The sequence below is a fragment of the Govania unica genome (assembly GCF_027920805.1).
Classification (GTDB): Bacteria; Pseudomonadota; Alphaproteobacteria; order Sphingomonadales; family Govanellaceae; genus Govanella; species Govanella unica.
In genome coordinates this window covers 116,017-134,754 of sequence record NZ_JANWOI010000002.1, presented here as the reverse complement: position 1 = coordinate 134,754, position 18,738 = coordinate 116,017, and the positions used below count along the sequence as shown (strand labels likewise).

Annotated in this window: 18 protein-coding genes, 1 other RNA gene and 1 pseudogene; 7 read left to right on the top strand and 13 right to left on the bottom strand. The window is 58.7% G+C overall.

Annotated features, from left to right (window positions below; translation table 11 throughout):
- The first annotated feature begins 71 nt into the window (after positions 1 to 71).
- The 4 genes and pseudogenes from paaX to NYP16_RS05505 all read left to right on the top strand — a co-directional run bounded on the left by paaX (position 72) and on the right by NYP16_RS05505 (position 3,603).
- On the top strand, positions 72 to 1,010 hold the full coding sequence (gene paaX / locus NYP16_RS05520) for a phenylacetic acid degradation operon negative regulatory protein PaaX (protein WP_274943120.1): 939 nt from the start codon (positions 72 to 74) through the stop codon (positions 1,008 to 1,010).
- A 53-nt stretch (positions 1,011 to 1,063) separates the two neighbouring features.
- A pseudogene (locus tag NYP16_RS05515) lies at positions 1,064 to 1,549 on the top strand (FKBP-type peptidyl-prolyl cis-trans isomerase); the annotation flags it as partial.
- Positions 1,550 to 1,558: 9 nt separating this feature from the next.
- The gene (locus tag NYP16_RS05510; RefSeq protein WP_274943570.1) at positions 1,559 to 2,008 is read left to right on the top strand and encodes an FKBP-type peptidyl-prolyl cis-trans isomerase; all 450 of its coding nucleotides are present in this window, start codon (positions 1,559 to 1,561) and stop codon (positions 2,006 to 2,008) included.
- Positions 2,009 to 2,025: 17 nt separating this feature from the next.
- Positions 2,026 to 3,603 (top strand): TerC family protein, encoded by a 1,578-nt coding sequence (locus NYP16_RS05505; RefSeq protein WP_274943119.1) that lies wholly within the window; start codon positions 2,026 to 2,028, stop codon positions 3,601 to 3,603.
- 247 nt (positions 3,604 to 3,850) lie between these two features.
- Here the strand turns inward: NYP16_RS05505 and NYP16_RS05500 are convergent, their stop codons facing one another.
- Complete coding sequence (locus tag NYP16_RS05500; RefSeq protein ID WP_274943118.1) at positions 3,851 to 5,446, bottom strand: peptide ABC transporter substrate-binding protein; 1,596 nt, start codon at positions 5,444 to 5,446, stop codon at positions 3,851 to 3,853.
- A gap of 10 nt (positions 5,447 to 5,456) precedes the next feature.
- On the bottom strand, positions 5,457 to 6,083 hold the full coding sequence (locus tag NYP16_RS05495) for a DUF4136 domain-containing protein (protein WP_274943117.1): 627 nt from the start codon (positions 6,081 to 6,083) through the stop codon (positions 5,457 to 5,459).
- Between the two features lie 156 nt (positions 6,084 to 6,239).
- Between NYP16_RS05495 and NYP16_RS05490 the strand changes: the two genes are divergently transcribed.
- The gene (locus NYP16_RS05490; RefSeq protein WP_274943116.1) at positions 6,240 to 6,953 is read left to right on the top strand and encodes a Crp/Fnr family transcriptional regulator; all 714 of its coding nucleotides are present in this window, start codon (positions 6,240 to 6,242) and stop codon (positions 6,951 to 6,953) included.
- A gap of 20 nt (positions 6,954 to 6,973) precedes the next feature.
- Here the strand turns inward: NYP16_RS05490 and ssrA are convergent.
- Positions 6,974 to 7,300: a transfer-messenger RNA gene (ssrA, locus tag NYP16_RS05485) on the bottom strand.
- A 70-nt stretch (positions 7,301 to 7,370) separates the two neighbouring features.
- On the opposite strand from ssrA, the gene NYP16_RS05480 reads away from it, so the two are divergent.
- Positions 7,371 to 8,165: a thymidylate synthase gene (locus NYP16_RS05480; RefSeq protein WP_274943115.1), complete on the top strand. Its 795-nt coding sequence runs from the start codon at positions 7,371 to 7,373 to the stop codon at positions 8,163 to 8,165.
- A gap of 2 nt (positions 8,166 to 8,167) precedes the next feature.
- Positions 8,168 to 8,683: a dihydrofolate reductase gene (locus NYP16_RS05475; protein ID WP_274943114.1), complete on the top strand. Its 516-nt coding sequence runs from the start codon at positions 8,168 to 8,170 to the stop codon at positions 8,681 to 8,683.
- A 48-nt stretch (positions 8,684 to 8,731) separates the two neighbouring features.
- On the opposite strand, the gene NYP16_RS05470 is transcribed toward NYP16_RS05475, so the two are convergent.
- From NYP16_RS05470 to petA, 10 genes are all read right to left on the bottom strand, one after another.
- Complete coding sequence (locus tag NYP16_RS05470) at positions 8,732 to 9,769, bottom strand: sulfate/molybdate ABC transporter ATP-binding protein (RefSeq protein ID WP_274943113.1); 1,038 nt, start codon at positions 9,767 to 9,769, stop codon at positions 8,732 to 8,734.
- Between the two features lie 10 nt (positions 9,770 to 9,779).
- The gene (gene cysW, locus NYP16_RS05465; RefSeq protein WP_274943112.1) at positions 9,780 to 10,661 is read right to left on the bottom strand and encodes a sulfate ABC transporter permease subunit CysW; all 882 of its coding nucleotides are present in this window, start codon (positions 10,659 to 10,661) and stop codon (positions 9,780 to 9,782) included.
- A gap of 18 nt (positions 10,662 to 10,679) precedes the next feature.
- The gene (cysT, locus tag NYP16_RS05460; RefSeq protein WP_274943111.1) at positions 10,680 to 11,528 is read right to left on the bottom strand and encodes a sulfate ABC transporter permease subunit CysT; all 849 of its coding nucleotides are present in this window, start codon (positions 11,526 to 11,528) and stop codon (positions 10,680 to 10,682) included.
- A gap of 22 nt (positions 11,529 to 11,550) precedes the next feature.
- Entirely contained in the window at positions 11,551 to 12,957 is a 1,407-nt protein-coding gene (locus NYP16_RS05455; RefSeq protein WP_274943110.1) for an OprO/OprP family phosphate-selective porin, read from the bottom strand.
- Positions 12,958 to 13,011: 54 nt separating this feature from the next.
- Positions 13,012 to 14,052 carry a sulfate ABC transporter substrate-binding protein gene (locus NYP16_RS05450; protein WP_274943109.1) on the bottom strand — a complete coding sequence of 347 codons (1,041 nt, stop codon included), beginning with the start codon at positions 14,050 to 14,052 and terminating at the stop codon, positions 13,012 to 13,014.
- A gap of 216 nt (positions 14,053 to 14,268) precedes the next feature.
- Positions 14,269 to 14,802: an adenine phosphoribosyltransferase gene (locus NYP16_RS05445; protein WP_274943108.1), complete on the bottom strand. Its 534-nt coding sequence runs from the start codon at positions 14,800 to 14,802 to the stop codon at positions 14,269 to 14,271.
- Positions 14,799 to 15,680: an S-methyl-5'-thioadenosine phosphorylase gene (locus tag NYP16_RS05440; RefSeq protein ID WP_274943107.1), complete on the bottom strand. Its 882-nt coding sequence runs from the start codon at positions 15,678 to 15,680 to the stop codon at positions 14,799 to 14,801. Before NYP16_RS05440 ends, NYP16_RS05445 begins: the two co-directional genes overlap by 4 nt.
- A gap of 97 nt (positions 15,681 to 15,777) precedes the next feature.
- Positions 15,778 to 16,563 carry a cytochrome c1 gene (locus NYP16_RS05435; RefSeq protein ID WP_274943106.1) on the bottom strand — a complete coding sequence of 262 codons (786 nt, stop codon included), beginning with the start codon at positions 16,561 to 16,563 and terminating at the stop codon, positions 15,778 to 15,780.
- Positions 16,564 to 16,585: 22 nt separating this feature from the next.
- Entirely contained in the window at positions 16,586 to 17,851 is a 1,266-nt protein-coding gene (locus NYP16_RS05430) for a cytochrome b (protein WP_274943105.1), read from the bottom strand.
- A 10-nt stretch (positions 17,852 to 17,861) separates the two neighbouring features.
- The gene (petA, locus tag NYP16_RS05425; protein ID WP_274943104.1) at positions 17,862 to 18,389 is read right to left on the bottom strand and encodes a ubiquinol-cytochrome c reductase iron-sulfur subunit; all 528 of its coding nucleotides are present in this window, start codon (positions 18,387 to 18,389) and stop codon (positions 17,862 to 17,864) included.
- Positions 18,390 to 18,738: the final 349 nt, after the last annotated feature.

The window sequence follows — 18,738 nt, the reverse complement described above, 5'->3', positions numbered from 1 at the left end:
GGCTACATCTTCTCTCACGAACAGTGATAGTGCTATGGAGAGCGACTCCAACCTCAACCACAAGGGCTAGCATGGCGGACGCAACCAAGATCGAGACGGCAATCGCCGCCCTCCTGCCCCGTTGCACCCTGCGCGCGCCGTCCCTTATCGTGACTATTCTGGGCGACGCAATCGCCCCTCATGGCGGCAGTTTCTGGATCGGCTCGCTTATCACCCTCCTTGCTCCGTTCGGGGTCAATGAACGGCTGGTGCGCACCGCCACCTTCCGCCTGACCAAGGAAGACTGGCTGTCGGCGACCCAGATCGGCCGTCGCAGCTATTATTCCCTGACCGCAAGCGGCCTCCGCCGCTTCGAACAGGCCTTTCACCGCGTCTATGAAAGCAGCCCGCAGGCCTGGGACGGCAGCTGGTCCCTCGCCCTCGTGGACCCGGCCGGGCTGGACGCCGAAACCCGCGACCGGGTGCGCCAGGAACTGAGCTGGGCCGGGTTCGGCATGGCCGCCCCCTCGGTCTTTGCCCATACGGCCCTGCCCGCGACCGAAATCCGCCGTCTGATCGACGGCCTCGGCATCAGCGACCGCACCGTGGTCATGAGCGCCCGGCTTGACCTCACGAACCCGTCGAACCATGACGGTTCGGCCGCGGCCTTTGTCCATCGCTGCTGGGATCTCGACCGGCTGGCCACCGATTACCGGGAGTTTCTCGATCTTTTCCGCCCGCTTTGGCAGGTCCTGCGCAGCGAGTCCGGCATCAGCCCTGAGCACGCCTTTGTCGCCCGCACGGCCCTCATTCACGAGTATCGGCGCATCACATTGCGCGATCCGCAACTACCCGCCGCCCTCCACAGCCCCGAGTGGGAGGGCACCGCAGCCAGACTTCTGACACGAAATCTCTATCGCGCTCTTGAGGCTCAGGCGGAAGCCTATATCATGGCCGAAGTTGAAACCGCTGACGGCCCCTTGCCCGAGGCGGCATTCTATTACGCTGATCGTTTCGGCGGGCTCCGGTAACTCAGGGCCCCGGCTGAATGAGAGCCCAAGCTGAACCAGAGAAAGTGCCCTAGATGAAGCGTTCGTCCTTGTTCCTTGCCATGGCCTTGATGGCCGCAAGCCTTTCCGGGTGCGGCGATGAGAAATCCTCATCCACCGCATCCGACGACAAAACTCCGCCATCCAGTACCGAGGCGCCGACCGATCACCCGGCAACCAAAACCACTCCCCCGGGTGAAGCCGTCGGCACCGAAGCCAAACTGCCGAGTGGCGTGACCTATCGTGTCGAGACAGCCGGCCACGGCCCGCGTCCGACCGCCGAAGATTATGTGACCGTGCATTTCCGCGTGTTGCGCACCAGCGGCGAACTGCTGCAGGACAGCCGCAATGTTGGGGATGCCCAGACGCTGCTCGTCTCCAACACCATGCCGGGCTGGCAGGAAGTTCTGCCGCTCATGAACGAAGGATCGGAATGGTCGGTCAGCGTTCCGGGCGCCCTCGCCTTTGGCGAAGAGGGCTTTGGCGATGTCATCGGGCCCAATGAAACTCTAATCTTCCAGATTGCCCTCTTGAAGGTAGAGACTGCGGCAGACTATAACGCTCGTCAGCAAGTTTTTGTCAAAGCCATGGAAAAGGACCGTGCCATGAACCAGAAATATCTCGACGACAACAAAGCCAAGGCTGGCGTCACCACGCTTCCGAGCGGTCTTCAGTATGAAGTGCTGACCGCCGGAACCGGCAAGCATCCGAAGCCGACCGACACCGTGCGCGTGCATTACAAGGGCACGCTCATCGACGGCACCGAATTCGACAGCTCCTATTCGCGCGGCGCTCCGGCTGAATTTCAGGTCAATCGCCTGATCAAGGGCTGGCAGGAAGCTCTGCCGCTCATGCAGGAAGGCGCCAAATGGCGTTTGACCATTCCGGCCAACCTCGCTTATGGCGACCACGGCGCTGGCGCCATCATCAAGCCGGGCTCGACGCTCGTGTTTGAAATGGAACTCATCAAGGTTCTCTAAGGACCCATAAAAATTCGATGTTTGAGTGGATTTACGATCCCACGCTCCTTGCCGGCTTTTTCGCGCTGATTGCGCTTGAACTGGTCCTTGGCATTGATAATCTGGTCTTCATCGCCATTCTTGCGGGCAAGCTTCCGGTCCATTTGCGTGACCGGGCCCGCGTGATTGGGCTTTTGCTGGCCCTGCTCATGCGACTTGCGCTGCTCGCCAGCCTGTCCTGGATCGTCAGTCTCACACATCCGCTGTTCACCGCCTTTCATATCGATTTTTCGGGCCGGGACGTGATCCTGACCGTCGGCGGCCTATTCCTCCTATTCAAGGGCACAAGCGAGCTGCATGAACGGCTCGAAGGGTCGCTCAAAGATCGGCGCGGCCCGCGCGGAACCGCCGCCTTCTGGCCGGTGGTGGCCCAGATCGTCGTGCTTGACGCAATTTTTTCGCTTGATGCCGTCATCACCGCCGTCGGCATGGTGACCCATCTTGAAGTGATGATGCTCGCGGTGATTGTCGCCATCGGCATCATGCTGCTGGCCAGCAAACCGCTCACGGTCTTTATCATCCGTCATCCGACGGTAATTATTCTCTGTCTCGCGTTCCTGCTGATGATCGGCTTCAGCCTGGTGGTGGAAGGCTTCGGCTTTTACATCCCCAAGGGCTATCTCTATGCCGCCATCGGCTTTGCGGTTCTGATTGAGGCGTTCAATCAGATCGCCCGTCGCAACAAACGTCGCCACATGACCGCCAAACGCGATCTGCGTGAGCGCACGGCGGATACTGTGCTGCGACTTCTCGGTGGCAAGGCCGGGCGTGACGACGAACAGCAGGACGACGTCATGTCGCTGGCCAACGCCGCCTCGGACGCGCCGGTATTCGCCCCTGTGGAACGGGAAATGATCGAAGGCGTGCTTGAGCTTGCCGAGCGTCCGGTGCGCTCCCTGATGACGCCGCGCCGTGAAGTGGACTGGCTTGATGCCGATGCCTCCCTCGACGAGATTCGCGCCCGCATTCTTGCAAGCGGCCATACCCGCTATCCCATTGCCCGCGGCGATCTCGGCAATCTGATCGGCGTCGCCCAGGCCAAGGATATTTATGGCCCCCTCCTCGGTGACGGCGTGCTGGATCTTGTCGCCATTGCCCGCGAACCGCTGGTCGTCCATGAAAGCGCCAAGGCGCTCCGCGTGCTTGAGATGCTGCGCAACTCGCCCATTCATCTTGCCATCGTCGTTGACGAACATGGCAGCGTCGAAGGCGTTGTGTCACCCACCGACATTCTCTCCGCCGTCGCCGGGGAACTGGTTGAAGAAGGCGAAGAAGCCAGCCGCGCCGATGAACTGCCGGACGGCTCCTGGATGATGGATGGCGACATGGACATCCGCCGGGTCAGCCGCATGCTCGACACCGACCTCGATCCTCATGAGGAGGATTACACGACGCTCGCCGGTTTCATCATATGGGAACTCGGCCACCTCGCCACCGCCGGAGAAAGCCTCACCCGCCACGGCTACAAATTCACCGTCGCCGAAGCCGACGGCCATAAAATCACCCGCGTCAAAATCGAACGCGAAACGCCGCTTTTCGACGACCCGGGGATTTAATCCGTGTTGTGGCTGTGTCCGGCTGGCCGCGCCGCCGCCTGGATTGCTTCGGCTCCGCCTCGCAATGACGGTGTTCTTTTTTGTCATTACCGGGCTTGACCCGGTAATCCATTCGGCGTTGCCGTACTGGTTGCCACATGGATTGCCGGGTCAAGCCCGGCAATGACACGAAAAAACAACCGTCATTGCGAGGCGGAGCCGAAGCAATCCAGTCTTGCGGGCCAAAGGGCTGAGCCTCCCACCAACATCACCGCCGCATCGACGGGCGGCCTTCGATCTTCAAGTATCTGGTTGGGTGGGCGTCCATGATATTGTCTTCCCAGCCCTTGACCCAGGTCTGCACCAGATTGCGTGAGACATAGAAATAAATCGGCGCGATCGGCATGTCGCCGAGGGCCATGGCTTCGGCCTCATGCAGAATTTTTGCCCGGGCATCAAGATCGAGCGTGCGGGCGGCTTTGGCCATCAGGGCGTCGTAGCGCGGATTGTCATACTGCCCATAGTTCAACTGCCCGGTATGGCTGTCGAGCAGGAACAGGAAATTTTCCGGATCATTGTAATCGGCGATCCAGGCCGCCCGTGCGACCTCGAAATCGGCGATTTTGAGGTTGTTGTAATGCACCTTGGCCTCGACATTGAAAAGCCGGGCGGTGACGCCGATCTGCTTCCAGCCGTAGGCCACAGCGAGCGCGATCTTTTTATGATCCTTGTTGCTGTTATAGCTGATCGTCACCTCAAGCGGATGATCGGGGCCATAACCCGCCTCCCGCAATAAGGCCCGCGCGGTGCTGAGCCGCTTTTCCCGCGACCAGCTTTTGAACGGGGCCGTCGCCGCTTCCGGGTAATGAGCGACGCCCGGCGGCACGATGGAATAGGCCGGAATGACACCATAGGCCAACAGCTTGTCGGTGATGTCCTCACGCGGGATGCTCATGGACAACGCCTGGCGCACGCGCTTGTCGGTGAAGGGCGGCCGTGCAGAATTGAAGGCGTAATAATACAGTCCAAGCCAGGGCGCGACCCGGATTTGCTGCGGCATATTGGTTTTGAGCCAGCCATACTGGCGCGCCGGAAACTGGTCATTGCTGTCAAGCTCCCCGGCGCGGAACTGCTTCAGCGCCGTCTGCTCATCCTCGGTCGGATAATAAAAAACCTGATCGATTGCCACATTGGCGGCATCGTAAAAACGTGGGTTCTTGTCGGCACGGATACGGTCATGGGGCCGCCACTCCACAAGTGTATAAGCCCCGCTCGTGACCATCACGCCGGGACGCACCCATTGCGCTCCCTTCTTTTCAACCACATGACGCGGCACTGCATAGCTTGCCGCATGGGTGAGCATTTCCAGAAGATAAGGCACCGGGGTATGGAGCCTGAGTTCAAGGGTCAGCGGATCAAGGGCACGCACCCCCAGCCGCTCCTTCGGGAGCTTGCCCTGATTGATGGCCTCGCCATTTTCGAACACGAACATATTGCTCGCATAAGATGCCGCAGTAGCCGGATCGGCGAGACGACGGAACGAAAACACGAAATCATCGGCGGTCAGCGGTTCACCGTCGGACCAGACCAGACCTTTGCGCAAATGGAAGACATAGACACGGCCATCAGCGCTGACGTCCCAGCGTTCCGCCGCACCGGCCACCGCCTCCCCACGCGCATTGTTGATCATGAGCCCGAGGAAAAGATCGCGAACGATACTGCCTTCCCAGGTCCCCGAAACCTTTTGCGGGTCAAGGGTGTCAGGTTCTCCCGAATTGCCGCGATAATAGATCATCGGCTCCGCCGCCATGGCCCCGCTGACCAGCGCGCCAACAAGCACCAGAGCGAGAGAGAGCGCCCTCACCTAAAGGCCCTCAGTTCGCGGATTTCAGGGGCTGTTCGATCTTGCGGGTTTCGCCATTCTTGCCGGGGAAATCAGTGAAAAGCGCGTTCATCAGATAGGGCATCACCTGCCCGAGATCAGCCGTGCCGCCGGTGCTGACCACGCGCCCCTCGAACACACGCATATTGTCGCGGGTGCGCGTCATCACAAGCCCGAGCCGACGGGTAAAGACAGCATCGCCATCGCTGCTGCCGCCCAATCCAAAGCCGGTAGAAACACCGACGCCCACACCACCACCATGCCAGCCGCCACTGCCGCCCGACATGCCGACGCCGACCGAAACCGGGCTGCGCTGGCTGTCACGCAGGCCCGCCGGACCTGGAGTCACCCCATAATCCAGTTCGGCCATGATGTCGGGCAGGGTCCCGGCCACAGGCATGCGGTAGCCCTGAGCCATCAGCTTTTCCTGCAAACGGGCCGCGTATTGGCCAAATTCCATGGATTTTTCAAGATTCTTGTCCGCAGCCACCACCGCCACGGTTTCGCCCTGCGGCGCAAGCGTAAGCTGATTGAAGCGGGTCACATCGGAGGAGATCTGTTCGGCACAGCCCGCAAGCAACAGCCCGATCGCCATAATCCCCAAACCAATGGCACGCATTAATCCATCCCTCTCGCAACGCTGACAAATTCCCGCCAACTATACGGTCGAGGACCTGAACCACCTATGAATAAATCTAACCCAGCCCCTAATGCGTCGCCATGGACCCTATGAAACTTTAGAGCTATGTTTCCCTCCTAAGTATTGAGGGACATCATGGACAACTCCACCGTTTGTCATAATCAGATTTCGCAACCGCCACCCCGTTTATGCATAAATTGCGACGTTCGCGAGCAGTCGGTCTGCGGTGTGTTGAGCGAACGCGAGCTTGAAATCTTCGCGAGCGCCACCCACAACAAACGCCACCAGACCGGCGAAACGGTCGTGAGCCAGGGCGATCCCGCCGTGTTTTTCTATAATCTGGTCACCGGCGCACTGCGCCTCGTGAAGCTGATGCCGAATGGCCGCCGCCAGATCATCGGATTTCTATATCCGGGCGATTTCCTCGGCCTCGCCACCCGGGACACTTACCCCTATGCGGCCGAGGCCCTGGGCGACACGGTGCTGTGCCAGTTCGAAAAACGCAGCTTCACCGCATTCCTCGAGCAAAGTCCAGAAATGCGCGCCGAGCTGTTGGAGCGTGCCAACAGCGAACTCACCCTGGCCCAGGACCAGATGCTGCTTCTCGGGCGCAAGACGCCAAGCGAACGGCTCGCCACCTTCCTGTTGCGACTGCCGGAGAAGGACGACGGCAGCATTCAGCTTGTGATGACACGGCAGGACATCGCCGATTATCTCGGCCTCACCATTGAAACCGTCAGCCGCACCTTTTCGCGCTTTAAAGCCGAAGGGCTGCTGAGCCTGCCAAGCCGGGCGACGGTGATGATTCTCACGCGCCCACAGCTTCAAGCCATGGTCGATGAAAGCTGATTGATAAAAATTGGGAGAAAAGTGAAGGGCTTCTGTTGCGAGGTGCCCTTCGAACCCCACTTACTGTGTTTTACGCAGCAAGAGCCATAGATTCATTATCATTGGCATTTATCAAGTTTTGATCCGTCACGGTGGTATCTTTCCGGGCAAAAGTCAGACCTTTTAACGCACGTCGAGCCTAATTCGCCCCCATGAAAGCCCCCAATTCCCTGTAAAGGGAGAGGGATTTGGTGGAGGCGCCGGGTACCGCCCCCGGGTCCGCTACGTCTATTACGTAAGACAGTTTATCGCCATAGTCAGCAAGCTGACCCTTCTAATATAAAGATCGCGAGCCAGGTTGCAAGGGGGGTTCCCTCATCCGGAGGGAATCGAGTATGACTTGGTGGAAACCACAGCATCTGTACCGGGCGCTTATCCATGAAACAATATCTTGACCTGATGCGCCATGTGCTCGACCACGGCGCCCGCAAGGAAGACCGCACGGGGACGGGTACCCTCAGCGTATTCGGCCACCAGATGCGCTTTGACCTCGCGGACGGGTTCCCCATGGTCACGACCAAGAAACTGCATCTCAAATCCATCGTGCATGAATTGCTGTGGTTTCTGCAGGGCGACAGCAATATCCGCTATCTCAAAGACAATGGCGTCTCGATCTGGAATGAATGGGCGGATGAAAACGGCGACCTTGGGCCCGTTTACGGCAAGCAATGGCGGTCCTGGGCGGCACCGGACGGCCGGGTCATCGATCAGATCGCCAATCTCATGGCCATGCTCAAGAAAAACCCCGATTCGCGGCGGCTGATCGTCAGCGCCTGGAACCCGGCGGATGTGGACCAGATGGCCCTGCCGCCCTGCCATTGCCTGTTTCAGTTCTATGTGGCCGACGGCAAGCTGAGCTGTCAGCTCTATCAGCGGAGCGCCGATATTTTCCTCGGGGTGCCCTTTAACATCGCGTCCTATGCGCTGTTGACCCTGATGGTGGCGCAGGTGGCCGGGCTGAAACCGGGGGAATTCATTCATACTCTTGGCGACGCGCATCTTTATCTCAATCACCTGGAGCAAGCCAAACTTCAGCTGAGCCGGGAGCCCTATCCGCTGCCGGTCATGCGCATCAACCCCGATGTGCAGGATATTTTCGCCTTCCGTTTTGAAGATTTCAGCCTCGAAGGCTATGATTTTCACCCGCATATCCCAGCCAAGGTTGCGGTGTGACCATGGCTGATAGCATCAGGGTCTCAGCCATCGTCGCGGTCGCCAGCAATCGGGTCATCGGCCTCGATAACAAGATGCCCTGGCATCTTCCGGCCGATCTCAAATATTTCCGCGCCGTCACCATGGGCAAGCCGGTCCTCATGGGCCGCAAGACCTTTCAGTCCATCGGCCGCCCGTTGCCCGGCCGCGACAATATCGTGATCACCCGCAGTGCCGACTGGCAGGCCGAAGGCGTCAGCACGGCGCAAAGCCTCGAAGCCGCCATTGCCGCTGGCAAAAACGCGGCCGAAGCGCGGGGCGTGGATGAAATCATGATCATCGGCGGAGCGCAGATCTATGCCCTCGCCCTGCCCCTCACCGACCGGCTCTATGTGACCGAAGTCACACTCACGCCTGAGGGTGACAGCTATTTCCCGCCCCTCGATCCCGCCGTCTGGCAGGAAACGGCGCGGGAGGACCATGTGGCCGAGGGCGACAGGCCAGCCCATAGTTTCCTGATTTATGACCGGCGCATCTGAAACATAAAAAAACCCCCGCCTGTAAGCGGGGGTTTTATCTTGGCCTGATCAGAGCGAAAACACGCCCGGCCGGCGTGGCACCAGATTGATGCCGCGACCCGGGGCGAACGGCTCGCCGGGTCCCACATCGACCTCGATCACAATACCGCGCGGTGCGACTTCAATCTCCAGGCGGCGGGTGGCGCCATGGCGACGGAACGAGCGCACGATGCCGGGAATAGAGTTCGGCTGATGTTCAACGATATCCACGTCATGGGGACGCATATACAGCATCGCCGGACCATCCTTGACGCCGGGGGCCAACACGGACAGCGGCCGGTCATCCAGAAACACCTGTCCGTTTTGAACCAGAACCGGCATCTGGCTTGATTCGCCGATGAACTCGAACACGAAGGGCGAAGCCGGGTTGTCATAAACCTCATCCGGCGTGCCGACCTGTTCGATTTTGCCCTGGCTCATGACCACCACACGATCGGCGAGTTCAAGCGCCTCGTCCTGGTCATGGGTCACGAACACGGTGGTATGGCCGGTTTCGGTATGGATCTCCCGCAGCCAGGCGCGCAATTCCTTACGCACCTTGGCGTCAAGCGCGCCGAAGGGTTCGTCCAGCAACAGCACGCGCGGCTCGATGGCGAGCGCGCGGGCCAAGGCCACACGCTGCCGCTGCCCGCCCGAAAGCTGGCCCGGGAAGCGTCCCTCAAGCCCCTCAAGCCGCACGAGGCTGAGAAGGGCCATGACCCGATCATGGATAACCTGTTTGCTCGGCCGCAGTGAGCGCTTCCGCACCTTGAGGCCGAAGGCCACATTGTCAAACACCGTCATATGACGGAACAGTGCGTAATGCTGGAACACAAAGCCTACATGGCGTTCCTGCACCGATTTGAGCGAAGCGTCCTCGGCATCAAAATAAACCGTGCCCGAGGTCGGGAACTCAAGCCCGGCAATCAGCCGCAACAGCGTCGTCTTGCCCGACCCGGACGGCCCGAGCAAAGCCACAAGCTCCCCCGACTTGATGGTCAGCGAAACATTATGCAAAGCCGGATAATCGCCGAAATCCTTGCGAAGGTCGGCAACTCTGACTTCCACGGGGGGTTTTTCAGTGTTTGCGGCGCGCAGCAAGTTCGCCTCCGTATTTCCATTCGAGCGCAGATTTGAGCCCAAGAGTGATAAGCGCGAGGAAAGCCAGGAGGGACGCCACGGCGAAAGAGGCAGCGAAATTGTACTCATTATATAGAATCTCCACATGGAGTGGCATGGTGTTTGTTAATCCGCGGATGTGGCCGGACACGACCGACACCGCACCGAATTCGCCCATAGCACGCGCATTGCACAACAGGACCCCATACAAAAGGCCCCATTTTATATTGGGCAGGGTTACCCGGAAAAAAGTCTGCCAGCCGCTCGCCCCGAGGGACAAAGCCGCCTGCTCCTCCCCCGTTCCCTGCTCCTCCATAAGCGGGATCAGCTCACGCGCCACGAAGGGAAAGGTCACGAACACGGTCGCGATCACAATCCCCGGCACCGCAAAGATGATCTCGAGATCATGGGCCTTCAGGAACGGCCCGAGATAGCCATGAGCACTGAACAGCAGAATATAAACCAGACCCGAAATCACCGGTGATACCGAAAACGGAATGTCGATCAGCGTGATGACCAGACTTTTACCGGGGAAATCGAATTTGGTCACCGACCAGGCGGCGGCCACGCCGAACACCAGATTAAGCGGCACGGCGATCCCGGCCACCAGCAGAGTCAGGCGGATAGCAGCCAGGGCATCCGGGTCCAGAATCGCATCGATATAGGTGCCAACCCCCTTGCTGAAAGCTTCGCTGAAGACGATCGCAAGCGGCAGCAGCAGAAAAAAGCCCAGGAAAGCAATGGCCGACAGCACCAGAAGCGCCTTGACCCACAGGCTCTCCCCGGTTGCCGCCGCAGCAACATTGCGGCTTCGGAGTAATGTGGCCGAAACGTCTATCATACCTTAATCCGTATCATGTCAGTTCTGGCCATAACGACCACGGCTCCAGGCCTGAATGAGATTGATCACAAGAAGGACCCCGAACGATATGGCCAGCATGGAGACTGCAACCACCGTGGCTCCGGCATAGTCGAACTCCTCAAGCTTGATGACGATCAGCAAGGGAGCGATTTCCGACTGATAGGGGATATTGCCCGCAATAAAAATGACCGAACCATACTCACCGACCGCCCGCGCGAGCGCAAGGGCGAAGCCGGTCAAAAGTGCGGGAGCAAGGGTCGGCAACACCACCCGGCTGAGGGTCTGCAACCGCGTCGCGCCGAGGGTGGCTGACGCTTCCTCGACCTCTTTGTCGATTTCCTCAAGCACCGGCTGCACCGTGCGCACCACGAAGGGCAGACCGATGAAGGTCAAGGCCACCACGATGCCCACCGGGGTAAAGGCGACCTTGATGCCGTATTCCGCGAGATACTGGCCGATCCAGCCGTTCGGGGCATAAATCGCCGTAAGCGCGATCCCCGCCACCGCCGTCGGCAAGGCAAAAGGAAGATCGATTACGGCATCAAACAGCCGCCGTCCGGGAAAATCATAGCGCACCACCACCCAGGCCACCAAAAGCCCGAACACAGCATTCAAGGACGCCGCAATCAGCGAGGCCCCGAAGCTGAGCTTCAAAGCCCGGACGGTGCGTTCGTCAGACGCGATAGCCCAGAACTCCGACGCGCCGAGCCCTGCTGCCTTGATCACCAAACCAGCCAAAGGAATAAGGACAATCAGCCCGAGATAGGACAGCGTAAACCCAAGCGCGAGGCCGAATCCCGGGATGATCGACTTGCGTCGACGCTTGAATATCCCCTTTGCCGCCATCCTCGTTCCTCCTTTGCGCCCGTTACCAATCAATTGCGAAACGCACCGCAACTGCATCCCCCTTGGTAACGACCCCGGCCTTGTTCGCGTCAAAGCGGACCCAGTTGACCTGGGTCTTAACATAGCTGTTGGCATACCATGTCAGCCCCAGCGTGTAATTATCTTCCGTGCCGCCCCGGATATTAGCATCATTCAAATCGGTGGTGTCAAAGCGCCCGGAAAGTTCAAAAGCCCCGGTACCACCGTTTTTCAAAGAAAAATCACGGGTCGGTTGAACACGAGCGAACAGGCCGTCCTTATACCCCCGCCGCTCCCCGGTCAGAAGCCAGGACAGCTGGACATAAGCACCATCGAACGAAACGCTCGACAGATTCGGCTGATTTTGATTGACCCTGGTCCAGAGATATTCGCTCTGCACGGTGATCGGGCCCCAGATGCCGCCAAGCTCGGCGCCCGCGAAGACGTAATCATCGGCGGAAATTGGTCCGGTATCAATCAGACGGGCCGTGGGCGAGCTGTCGATCGCAAGTTCCGGCCGATCGCGGAAGCGAACGGAACCATTGCTCTGAACCTTGCGCCAGGAACCTGAGGCCCCGAGATGCAGAACCTTGCCCGGCTCCTGGATCGGTGCGGCGGTAATGCGACCCGCCACGCCCCAGCCTTCATTGGCGCGGCCGGACCCCAGAACCGATGAGTTTTCGCCGAAAAGACCGCCTGCAACGGTCCAGTTCCTGGCCGCGTAAGCCGTCGACAGACCGAGCTTGTAATCCCCTGACGCCGTGACGCGGTCGGTAAAGGCATTGACCGGGGTCGGCCGTTCAAGAAAGGTCAACTGACCTGAACTCGTAAGCTGTTCGAACGACAGCGGAACCTTATGCTGACCGGCGGTGATCTTGGTGTTCTTGAAGCCGCGATACTGGATATAGGCGTTCTTGACATCGATTTCCGCACCATCCGACCGGCCGCCCTTTGAGAAGTCGGCTTCGGCATAATAGCTCCAGTCATTGGCAAAACTGCCTTCAAACCCGAACCAGAGTGCCCGCAGATCGGTGCCGTTCGCGAAGGAAGTATCCCCTTCGCGGACATGGTAAACTGCGGCATCCGTCTGGATGCGGCCCCGGATTTTGAAACTGGCCGATCCATCTTCACTGGTGAAGCTTGGCGAGGGTTTGAAGTCAATCTTGGTGCCGGTCTTGGCCGACGCAACTTGAGCCTGAGCAGCCTGCCCCGCCTGAACATGGGCCGCCTGGGCTTCGGCTTTCACCGCCGCGAGTTCCGATTGCAAAGCCTTGATGGTGTCTTCAAGAACCTGCAAGCGATTGAGAAGAGCTGTATCATCCGCCTGCGCCCCACCCGTCAGGGCCAGAAACAGCCCCCCGGCCAAAGCCGTATGTGTGAGTATTTTTTGGGCATAGATCGAGCGTCTCATGGCTGCGTTTCCTTCAACCTTGGCAAAATTATTATATTTTAAGATGTTAAGAGCTTATCTGCCCTTCGGACGATAGATCTGATCGAAGATCCCGCCATCCCCGAAATGCTTCACCTGAACCTTGCTCCAGCCACCAAAAGCCCCGTCAATAGTGACCAGATTGAGTTTGGAGAAGTTCTTCAGGTCCACCGGATCGGCATATTTCTCATCGACCGGACGGTAATAGTTCTTGGCGATCAGCTTCTGCGCTTCAGGCGAATAGAGATAGGCGAGATAAGCCTTGGCCTGCACTTCGGACTTCTTGGCTTTGGCATTGCCTTCGACCACGGCAACCGGCGGTTCGGCCAGAATGCTGAGCGAGGGGGCAATGATTTCGAACTTGTCAGGACCGAGTTCTTTCAGCGCCAGCAGCGCCTCATTTTCCCAGGCCACCAGCACGTCGCCGATGCCGCGCTGCACGAATGTGGTGGTCGAGCCGCGGGCGCCGGTATCCAGCACCGGGACGTTCTTATAGAGGGCCGAAATAAAGCCACGAACCTTGGTCTCGTCACCGTTATAGAGTTTATCCGCATAGGCCCAGGCGGCCAGATAGTTCCAGCGCGCCCCGCCCGAGGTCTTAGGGTTCGGCGTGACAACCTGAATGCCCGGCTTCACAAGGTCGTTCCAGTCCTTGACCTGCTTGGGGTTACCCTTGCGCACCAGGAACAGGATGGTCGAGGTATAGGGCGAGCTGTTATGGGGCAGTTTGGACTGCCAGTCGGCCGGAATTTTGCCAGTGCGGCGGGCGATTTCATCGATGTCCGAGCCGAGCGCCAAGGTCACCACATCGGCATCAAGCCCATCTACGACCGAGCGAGCCTGCTTGCCCGACCCGCCGTGCGACTGACGGATCATCACCCTCTCACCGGTTTTTTCCTTCCAGTATTTGGTGAACAGCGCGTTGTAACCCTTGTAAAGCTCCCGCGTCGGATCGTAGGACACGTTCAACAAGGTGATGTCCGCATGAGCTATGCCGGAGCTGAGCATCGTCCCCGCAAGCGTCAGGCCGATCAGGGCCGCGCTAAACCTGCGGCGCGTCTGCGATAAAAATGACATATGGCTCTCCTCCGTTTGAATTCACCTTCAAACACTACCAACTTACTAGAGATAGTAAATAGTATTTTTCAGAAATTTATGTGCAATTATTTTATTTACACAAATAATTTGTTTAAATTGATATCCTCGTAAATATACCAATATGTTACGCGCAGTTTTTACCCAAAATCAGCTCATGCCCATGAGGTTTGCAAAGTCATGCGGGCATGCCCCTTATCAATGCCCCGGGAAATCGCACAAACAGCGCACAGGACACCCCATTGATTCGAGCTTCAAAGCTCCCCCTAAATCCGGCAGATTGATGATGAACGCCGCCGCCACAACCTCAGCCCCGACCCTGCGCAAAAGATCGAGAGTTGCAAGCGCCGTGCCGCCCGTGGCGATCAGATCATCCACAATCAACACACGATCCCCCGCCGACAGCGCATCGGCATGGATTTCGAGCCGATCCGTTCCATACTCAAGCGCATAATCGACGCCGAGAACCGCCGCCGGCAGTTTACCCTTTTTTCGCACCGGCACGAAGCCGACACTTAACTGATGGGCCACCGCGCCGCCGAGGATGAAGCCGCGCGCTTCGATCCCCGCCACTTTGGTGATGCCAAGCCCGGCATAAGGCTGCACCAATTCGTCCACAGCTTTCCGGAATCCCTGCGCGTCCTTGAGCAGGGTGGTGATATCGCAGAACATGATACCGGGTTTCGGATAGTCCGGAATGCTGCGGATGCGGGATTTGATCCAGTCGCTCATTGCCCGCCCCCCGCGCGAAGAACCCGCCCGGCCACGGCATCGAGGCGGGCGAGCAAAGCCGGATCACGTTGATCGACAGCCGTCACCAACGCCCCCTCAAGCGCACGGTCACAGCCAGCCGGGCAGATTTCCGGCCGGATAAGCTCGCCGAGCCGGGTTGCCACGCTTTGCACCAGGCTCCGGGCATGGCGCGCATTGTCCTGCATCACCTTGAGAATTTGGGCCAGTTCCACGGTCTCGCGTTCGTCATGCCAGCTATCATAATCGGTAACCATGGCCACCGTCGCGTAACAGATCTCAGCCTCGCGGGCGAGCTTGGCCTCGGGCATATTGGTCATGCCGATGACATCCGCCCCCCATTGTCGATAGAGCCGGGATTCGGCGCGGGTCGAAAACTGCGGTCCCTCCATGGCAAGGTAAGTGCCGCCGCGATGCCAGGGCAGCCCCAGATGGGCAAGCGAGGCCGCGACCATATCGCCAAGCCGCGAACAGACCGGATCAGCGAGCCCAACATGGCCGACACAACCGGGACCGAAAAAGCTTTTCTCACGATCAATCGTGCGGTCGATGAACTGATCCACCAGCACAAAACTTCCCGGGGCCAGATCCTCGCGCAGCGAGCCGCAGGCGCTGATGGACAGGATATCTGTCACGCCGAGCCGCTTCAGGGCATCAATATTGGCGCGGTAATTGATGGCCGAGGGTGGCAGGCGATGACCCGCCCCATGACGCGGCAGAAAGGCCACGTCCTGCCCGCCAATACGCCCAAGACGCGGGGCGGCCGACGGTGGCCCGAACGGCTCGTCTCCCCGCCAATCCTCGCCAAGGCCCGGCAGATCGTAAAGCCCGCTGCCGCCGATAATCCCCAAAACACCCATGTTCTCAACCTTTACTCAGGATAGAGCGAACCCCAAACGAAAAGGGCCATCCCGAAGGATGGCCCTTAGTCTTAGTCACTGTTGGCCATGAAGGCTATCAGATGTCTTCGCCGCGCTTGACCGGGCCCCAGACCTTGCGATTTGCAAAGTAGAACAGCACCGTCAGCAACACGAGGAAGATCATGACCTTGAAGCCCAGCTCATGGCGCTGTTCAAGCTTCGGCTCGGCTGCCCACATCAGGAAGGCCGAGAGGTCGTGCGACATCTGCTCGACGCTTGCCTTGGTTCCGTCGGCATAGGTCACCTGATCGGCGCTCAAAGGCGGCGGCATGGCAATGCTATGACCGGGGAAATAGGTGTTGTAATGCATGCCTTCCAGAACCGTGAAATCGGCCGGAGCATCCACATAGCCTGTCAGCAGCGAGTAGATATAAGCAGGACCATTCGCCCGGGCCTTGGCCATCAGCGAAAGATCCGGCGGCAAAGACCCGCCATTGGCGGCGCGGCCCTGCTGTTCGTTGGCATAAGGACCGGGGATGTGATCCGACGGACGCGCCGCACGGTTGAACATCTCGCCGTCCTTGTCCGGACCGTCCTGAACTTCATAGCCCTTGGCAATCGCCTTCACTTCAGCTTCCGAGAAGCCAAGATCGGCGAGGTTGCGGAAGGCAATGCTATGCAGGGAATGACAGGCCGAGCAGACTTCCTTGTAAACCTGGAAGCCGCGTTGCAGTTCGGCCTTGTTATATTCCCCGAACGGGCCTTCGAAGGACCAGCTCACGTCCTTCAGCTTCACAGCTCCCGACGCCTGAGCCGAGGTGGCAACAACCACAGCGGCAACGACAGCAAGGGCGAGCTTGGCAGTTTTGATCATCGTCTTCATGAGTTCGCTCTCCTACGCTGGCTTACGAGGCCGACTTGGCTTTGTTGCCGAGGACATAGTCGTTAATGCTTTTCGGCAATGGCAGCGGCACTTCACGACGACTGACAATCGGTACGATCAGCAGGAAGAACGCGAAGTAATAGAACGATGCAATCCGCGACAGCAGCAGGAACGGAATATCCAGACCTGCAAGATGCAGCACGTCGTCCGGGGACTTCGAACCGCAATAGCCGAGGAACAAAGCCACCGCGAGGAAGAGGAAGAGGAAGAACCGATAGAGCGGACGGAACTTCGACGACCGGGCGCTTGATCCGTCAAGCCACGGCATGGCGAACAGGATCAGGATCGACGCGAACATGGCGATAACGCCCATCAGTTTGTCCGGGATCGCCCGCAGGATCGCGTAGAACGGCAGATAATACCATTCCGGAACGATATGCGTCGGGGTCACCATCGGGTTGGCCGGAATGTAGTTGTCCGGATGCCCGAGGAAGTTCGGCGCAAAGAATACGAAGAAGGCGAAAACCAGCAGGAACACGCCGAGGCCCAGAGCATCCTTCGAGATGTAATAGGGATAGAACGGAACCGTATCCTGTTTGCCCTTCACATCGATGCCGAGCGGATTGTTCGAACCCGGAATATGCAGCGCCCAGATATGGAGCACAACAACACCGGCGATCACGAACGGCAGCAGATAATGCAGGCTGAAGAAACGATTGAGCGTCGGATTGTCTACCGCGAAACCGCCCCAAAGGAGCTGAACGATGCTCTCGCCGACCACGGGGAAGGCGCTGAACAGGTTGGTGATCACGGTGGCGCCCCAGAAGCTCATCTGGCCCCACGGAAGCACGTAACCCATGAAACCGGTCGCCATCATCAGAAGATAAATGATGATACCAAGGAACCACAGGGTTTCACGCGGGCTACGGTATGACCCGTAGTAAAGACCGCGGAAGATATGGACATAGACCACGACAAAGAACATCGAGGCCCCGTTTGCATGCACATAACGCAGCAACCAGCCGTAGTTCACGTCGCGCATGATATGCTCGACGCTCGAAAAGGCGAGCGTGGTATGCGGGGTGTAATGCATCGCAAGGATGATGCCGGTGAGGATCTGCACAACAAGGCAGACCCCGGCCAGGGAACCGAAGTTCCAGAAATAGTTCAGGTTTTTGGGAGCTCTGTAGCCCGCCCCCAACGATCCATGCACCAGCGACAGAATAGGAAGCTGCTGGTTGAAAGCCCGTAAGACGGGATTCTTGGGCTCATAATTACTCGAAGCCATACTGCCCTCCTTAGCCGATCTTTACGGTCGTATCATTGAGAAACACGTATTGCGGAACCTCAAGGTTCTTCGGGGCCGGGCCCTTCACGATACGGCCCGAGGTGTCATAGTGCGACCCATGACACGGGCAGAACCAGGTACCGCCAGCTTCACCGAGCGGCACGCACCCAAGATGGGTGCAGACGCCGACCATGATCAGCCATTCCGGCTTCTGGACGCGATCCTTGTCAGCCTGCGGATCTCGCATATCGGAAATATTGGTCGCCTCGGCTTCGGCGATTTCCTTGGCCGTGCGATGACGCACGAACACCGGCTTGCCGCGCCACATGACGGTAACGCTCTGGCCGACCGCGATGGCCGACAGATCAACTTCCGTCGACGACATCGCCAGCACGTCGGCCGACGGATTCATTTGATCAATAAGCGGCCAGGCCGCTGCAGCCGTACCGACCGCGGCAAGCGTTCCGGTCGCGACATACAGAAAATCGCGACGTGTGACGTCGCCGTCTCCACTCTTGGCTTGATCTTCAGTGGCCATACAATCAACCCCTCAATGCTTAGACCCGCTGACGAACCAGTGCAGGCACTTCGCCCTGGTTCGAAAATCTTCAATTCATCCTGCGGCAGCCAAACGGGCCGCTTTCAAGCCATTCCGCGAAAACCTTTACTTTTCGCCGAGTGACTTATGCGGATCGCTTCATAGGGAAAAAAACAGACACGGAATCCCCAGGCGCAACCCGCAGGTGCTCGGGCGTAACATTTAGCGAGGTGACAAGCTTATTGCAACGAATTAATAGCCTCATTTCCGCCCCAAAGCAGGACTGGCCAAGCTTCCGCGCAAGCCATACAAATCAGGACTTGAAACAAAGCAGATACGAACGCTATGT

Bases quoted from the DNA above. Each gene is read 5' to 3' on its own strand.
- NYP16_RS05455 (WP_274943110.1), bottom strand. From the start codon at position 12,957: ATGAGACGCTCGATCTATGCCCAAAAAATACTCACACATACGGCTTTG.
- NYP16_RS05495 (WP_274943117.1), bottom strand. From the start codon at position 6,083: ATGCGTGCCATTGGTTTGGGGATTATGGCGATCGGGCTGTTGCTTGCG.
- NYP16_RS05505 (WP_274943119.1), top strand. From the start codon at position 2,026: ATGTTTGAGTGGATTTACGATCCCACGCTCCTTGCCGGCTTTTTCGCG.
- NYP16_RS05430 (WP_274943105.1), bottom strand. From the start codon at position 17,851: ATGGCTTCGAGTAATTATGAGCCCAAGAATCCCGTCTTACGGGCTTTC.
- NYP16_RS05480 (WP_274943115.1), top strand. From the start codon at position 7,371: ATGAAACAATATCTTGACCTGATGCGCCATGTGCTCGACCACGGCGCC.
- NYP16_RS05490 (WP_274943116.1), top strand. From the start codon at position 6,240: ATGGACAACTCCACCGTTTGTCATAATCAGATTTCGCAACCGCCACCC.
- NYP16_RS05445 (WP_274943108.1), bottom strand. From the start codon at position 14,802: ATGAGCGACTGGATCAAATCCCGCATCCGCAGCATTCCGGACTATCCG.
- cysW (WP_274943112.1), bottom strand. From the start codon at position 10,661: ATGATAGACGTTTCGGCCACATTACTCCGAAGCCGCAATGTTGCTGCG.
- NYP16_RS05440 (WP_274943107.1), bottom strand. From the start codon at position 15,680: ATGGGTGTTTTGGGGATTATCGGCGGCAGCGGGCTTTACGATCTGCCG.
- NYP16_RS05435 (WP_274943106.1), bottom strand. From the start codon at position 16,563: ATGAAGACGATGATCAAAACTGCCAAGCTCGCCCTTGCTGTCGTTGCC.
- cysT (WP_274943111.1), bottom strand. From the start codon at position 11,528: ATGGCGGCAAAGGGGATATTCAAGCGTCGACGCAAGTCGATCATCCCG.
- petA (WP_274943104.1), bottom strand. From the start codon at position 18,389: ATGGCCACTGAAGATCAAGCCAAGAGTGGAGACGGCGACGTCACACGT.
- paaX (WP_274943120.1), top strand. From the start codon at position 72: ATGGCGGACGCAACCAAGATCGAGACGGCAATCGCCGCCCTCCTGCCC.
- NYP16_RS05475 (WP_274943114.1), top strand. From the start codon at position 8,168: ATGGCTGATAGCATCAGGGTCTCAGCCATCGTCGCGGTCGCCAGCAAT.
- NYP16_RS05450 (WP_274943109.1), bottom strand. From the start codon at position 14,052: ATGTCATTTTTATCGCAGACGCGCCGCAGGTTTAGCGCGGCCCTGATC.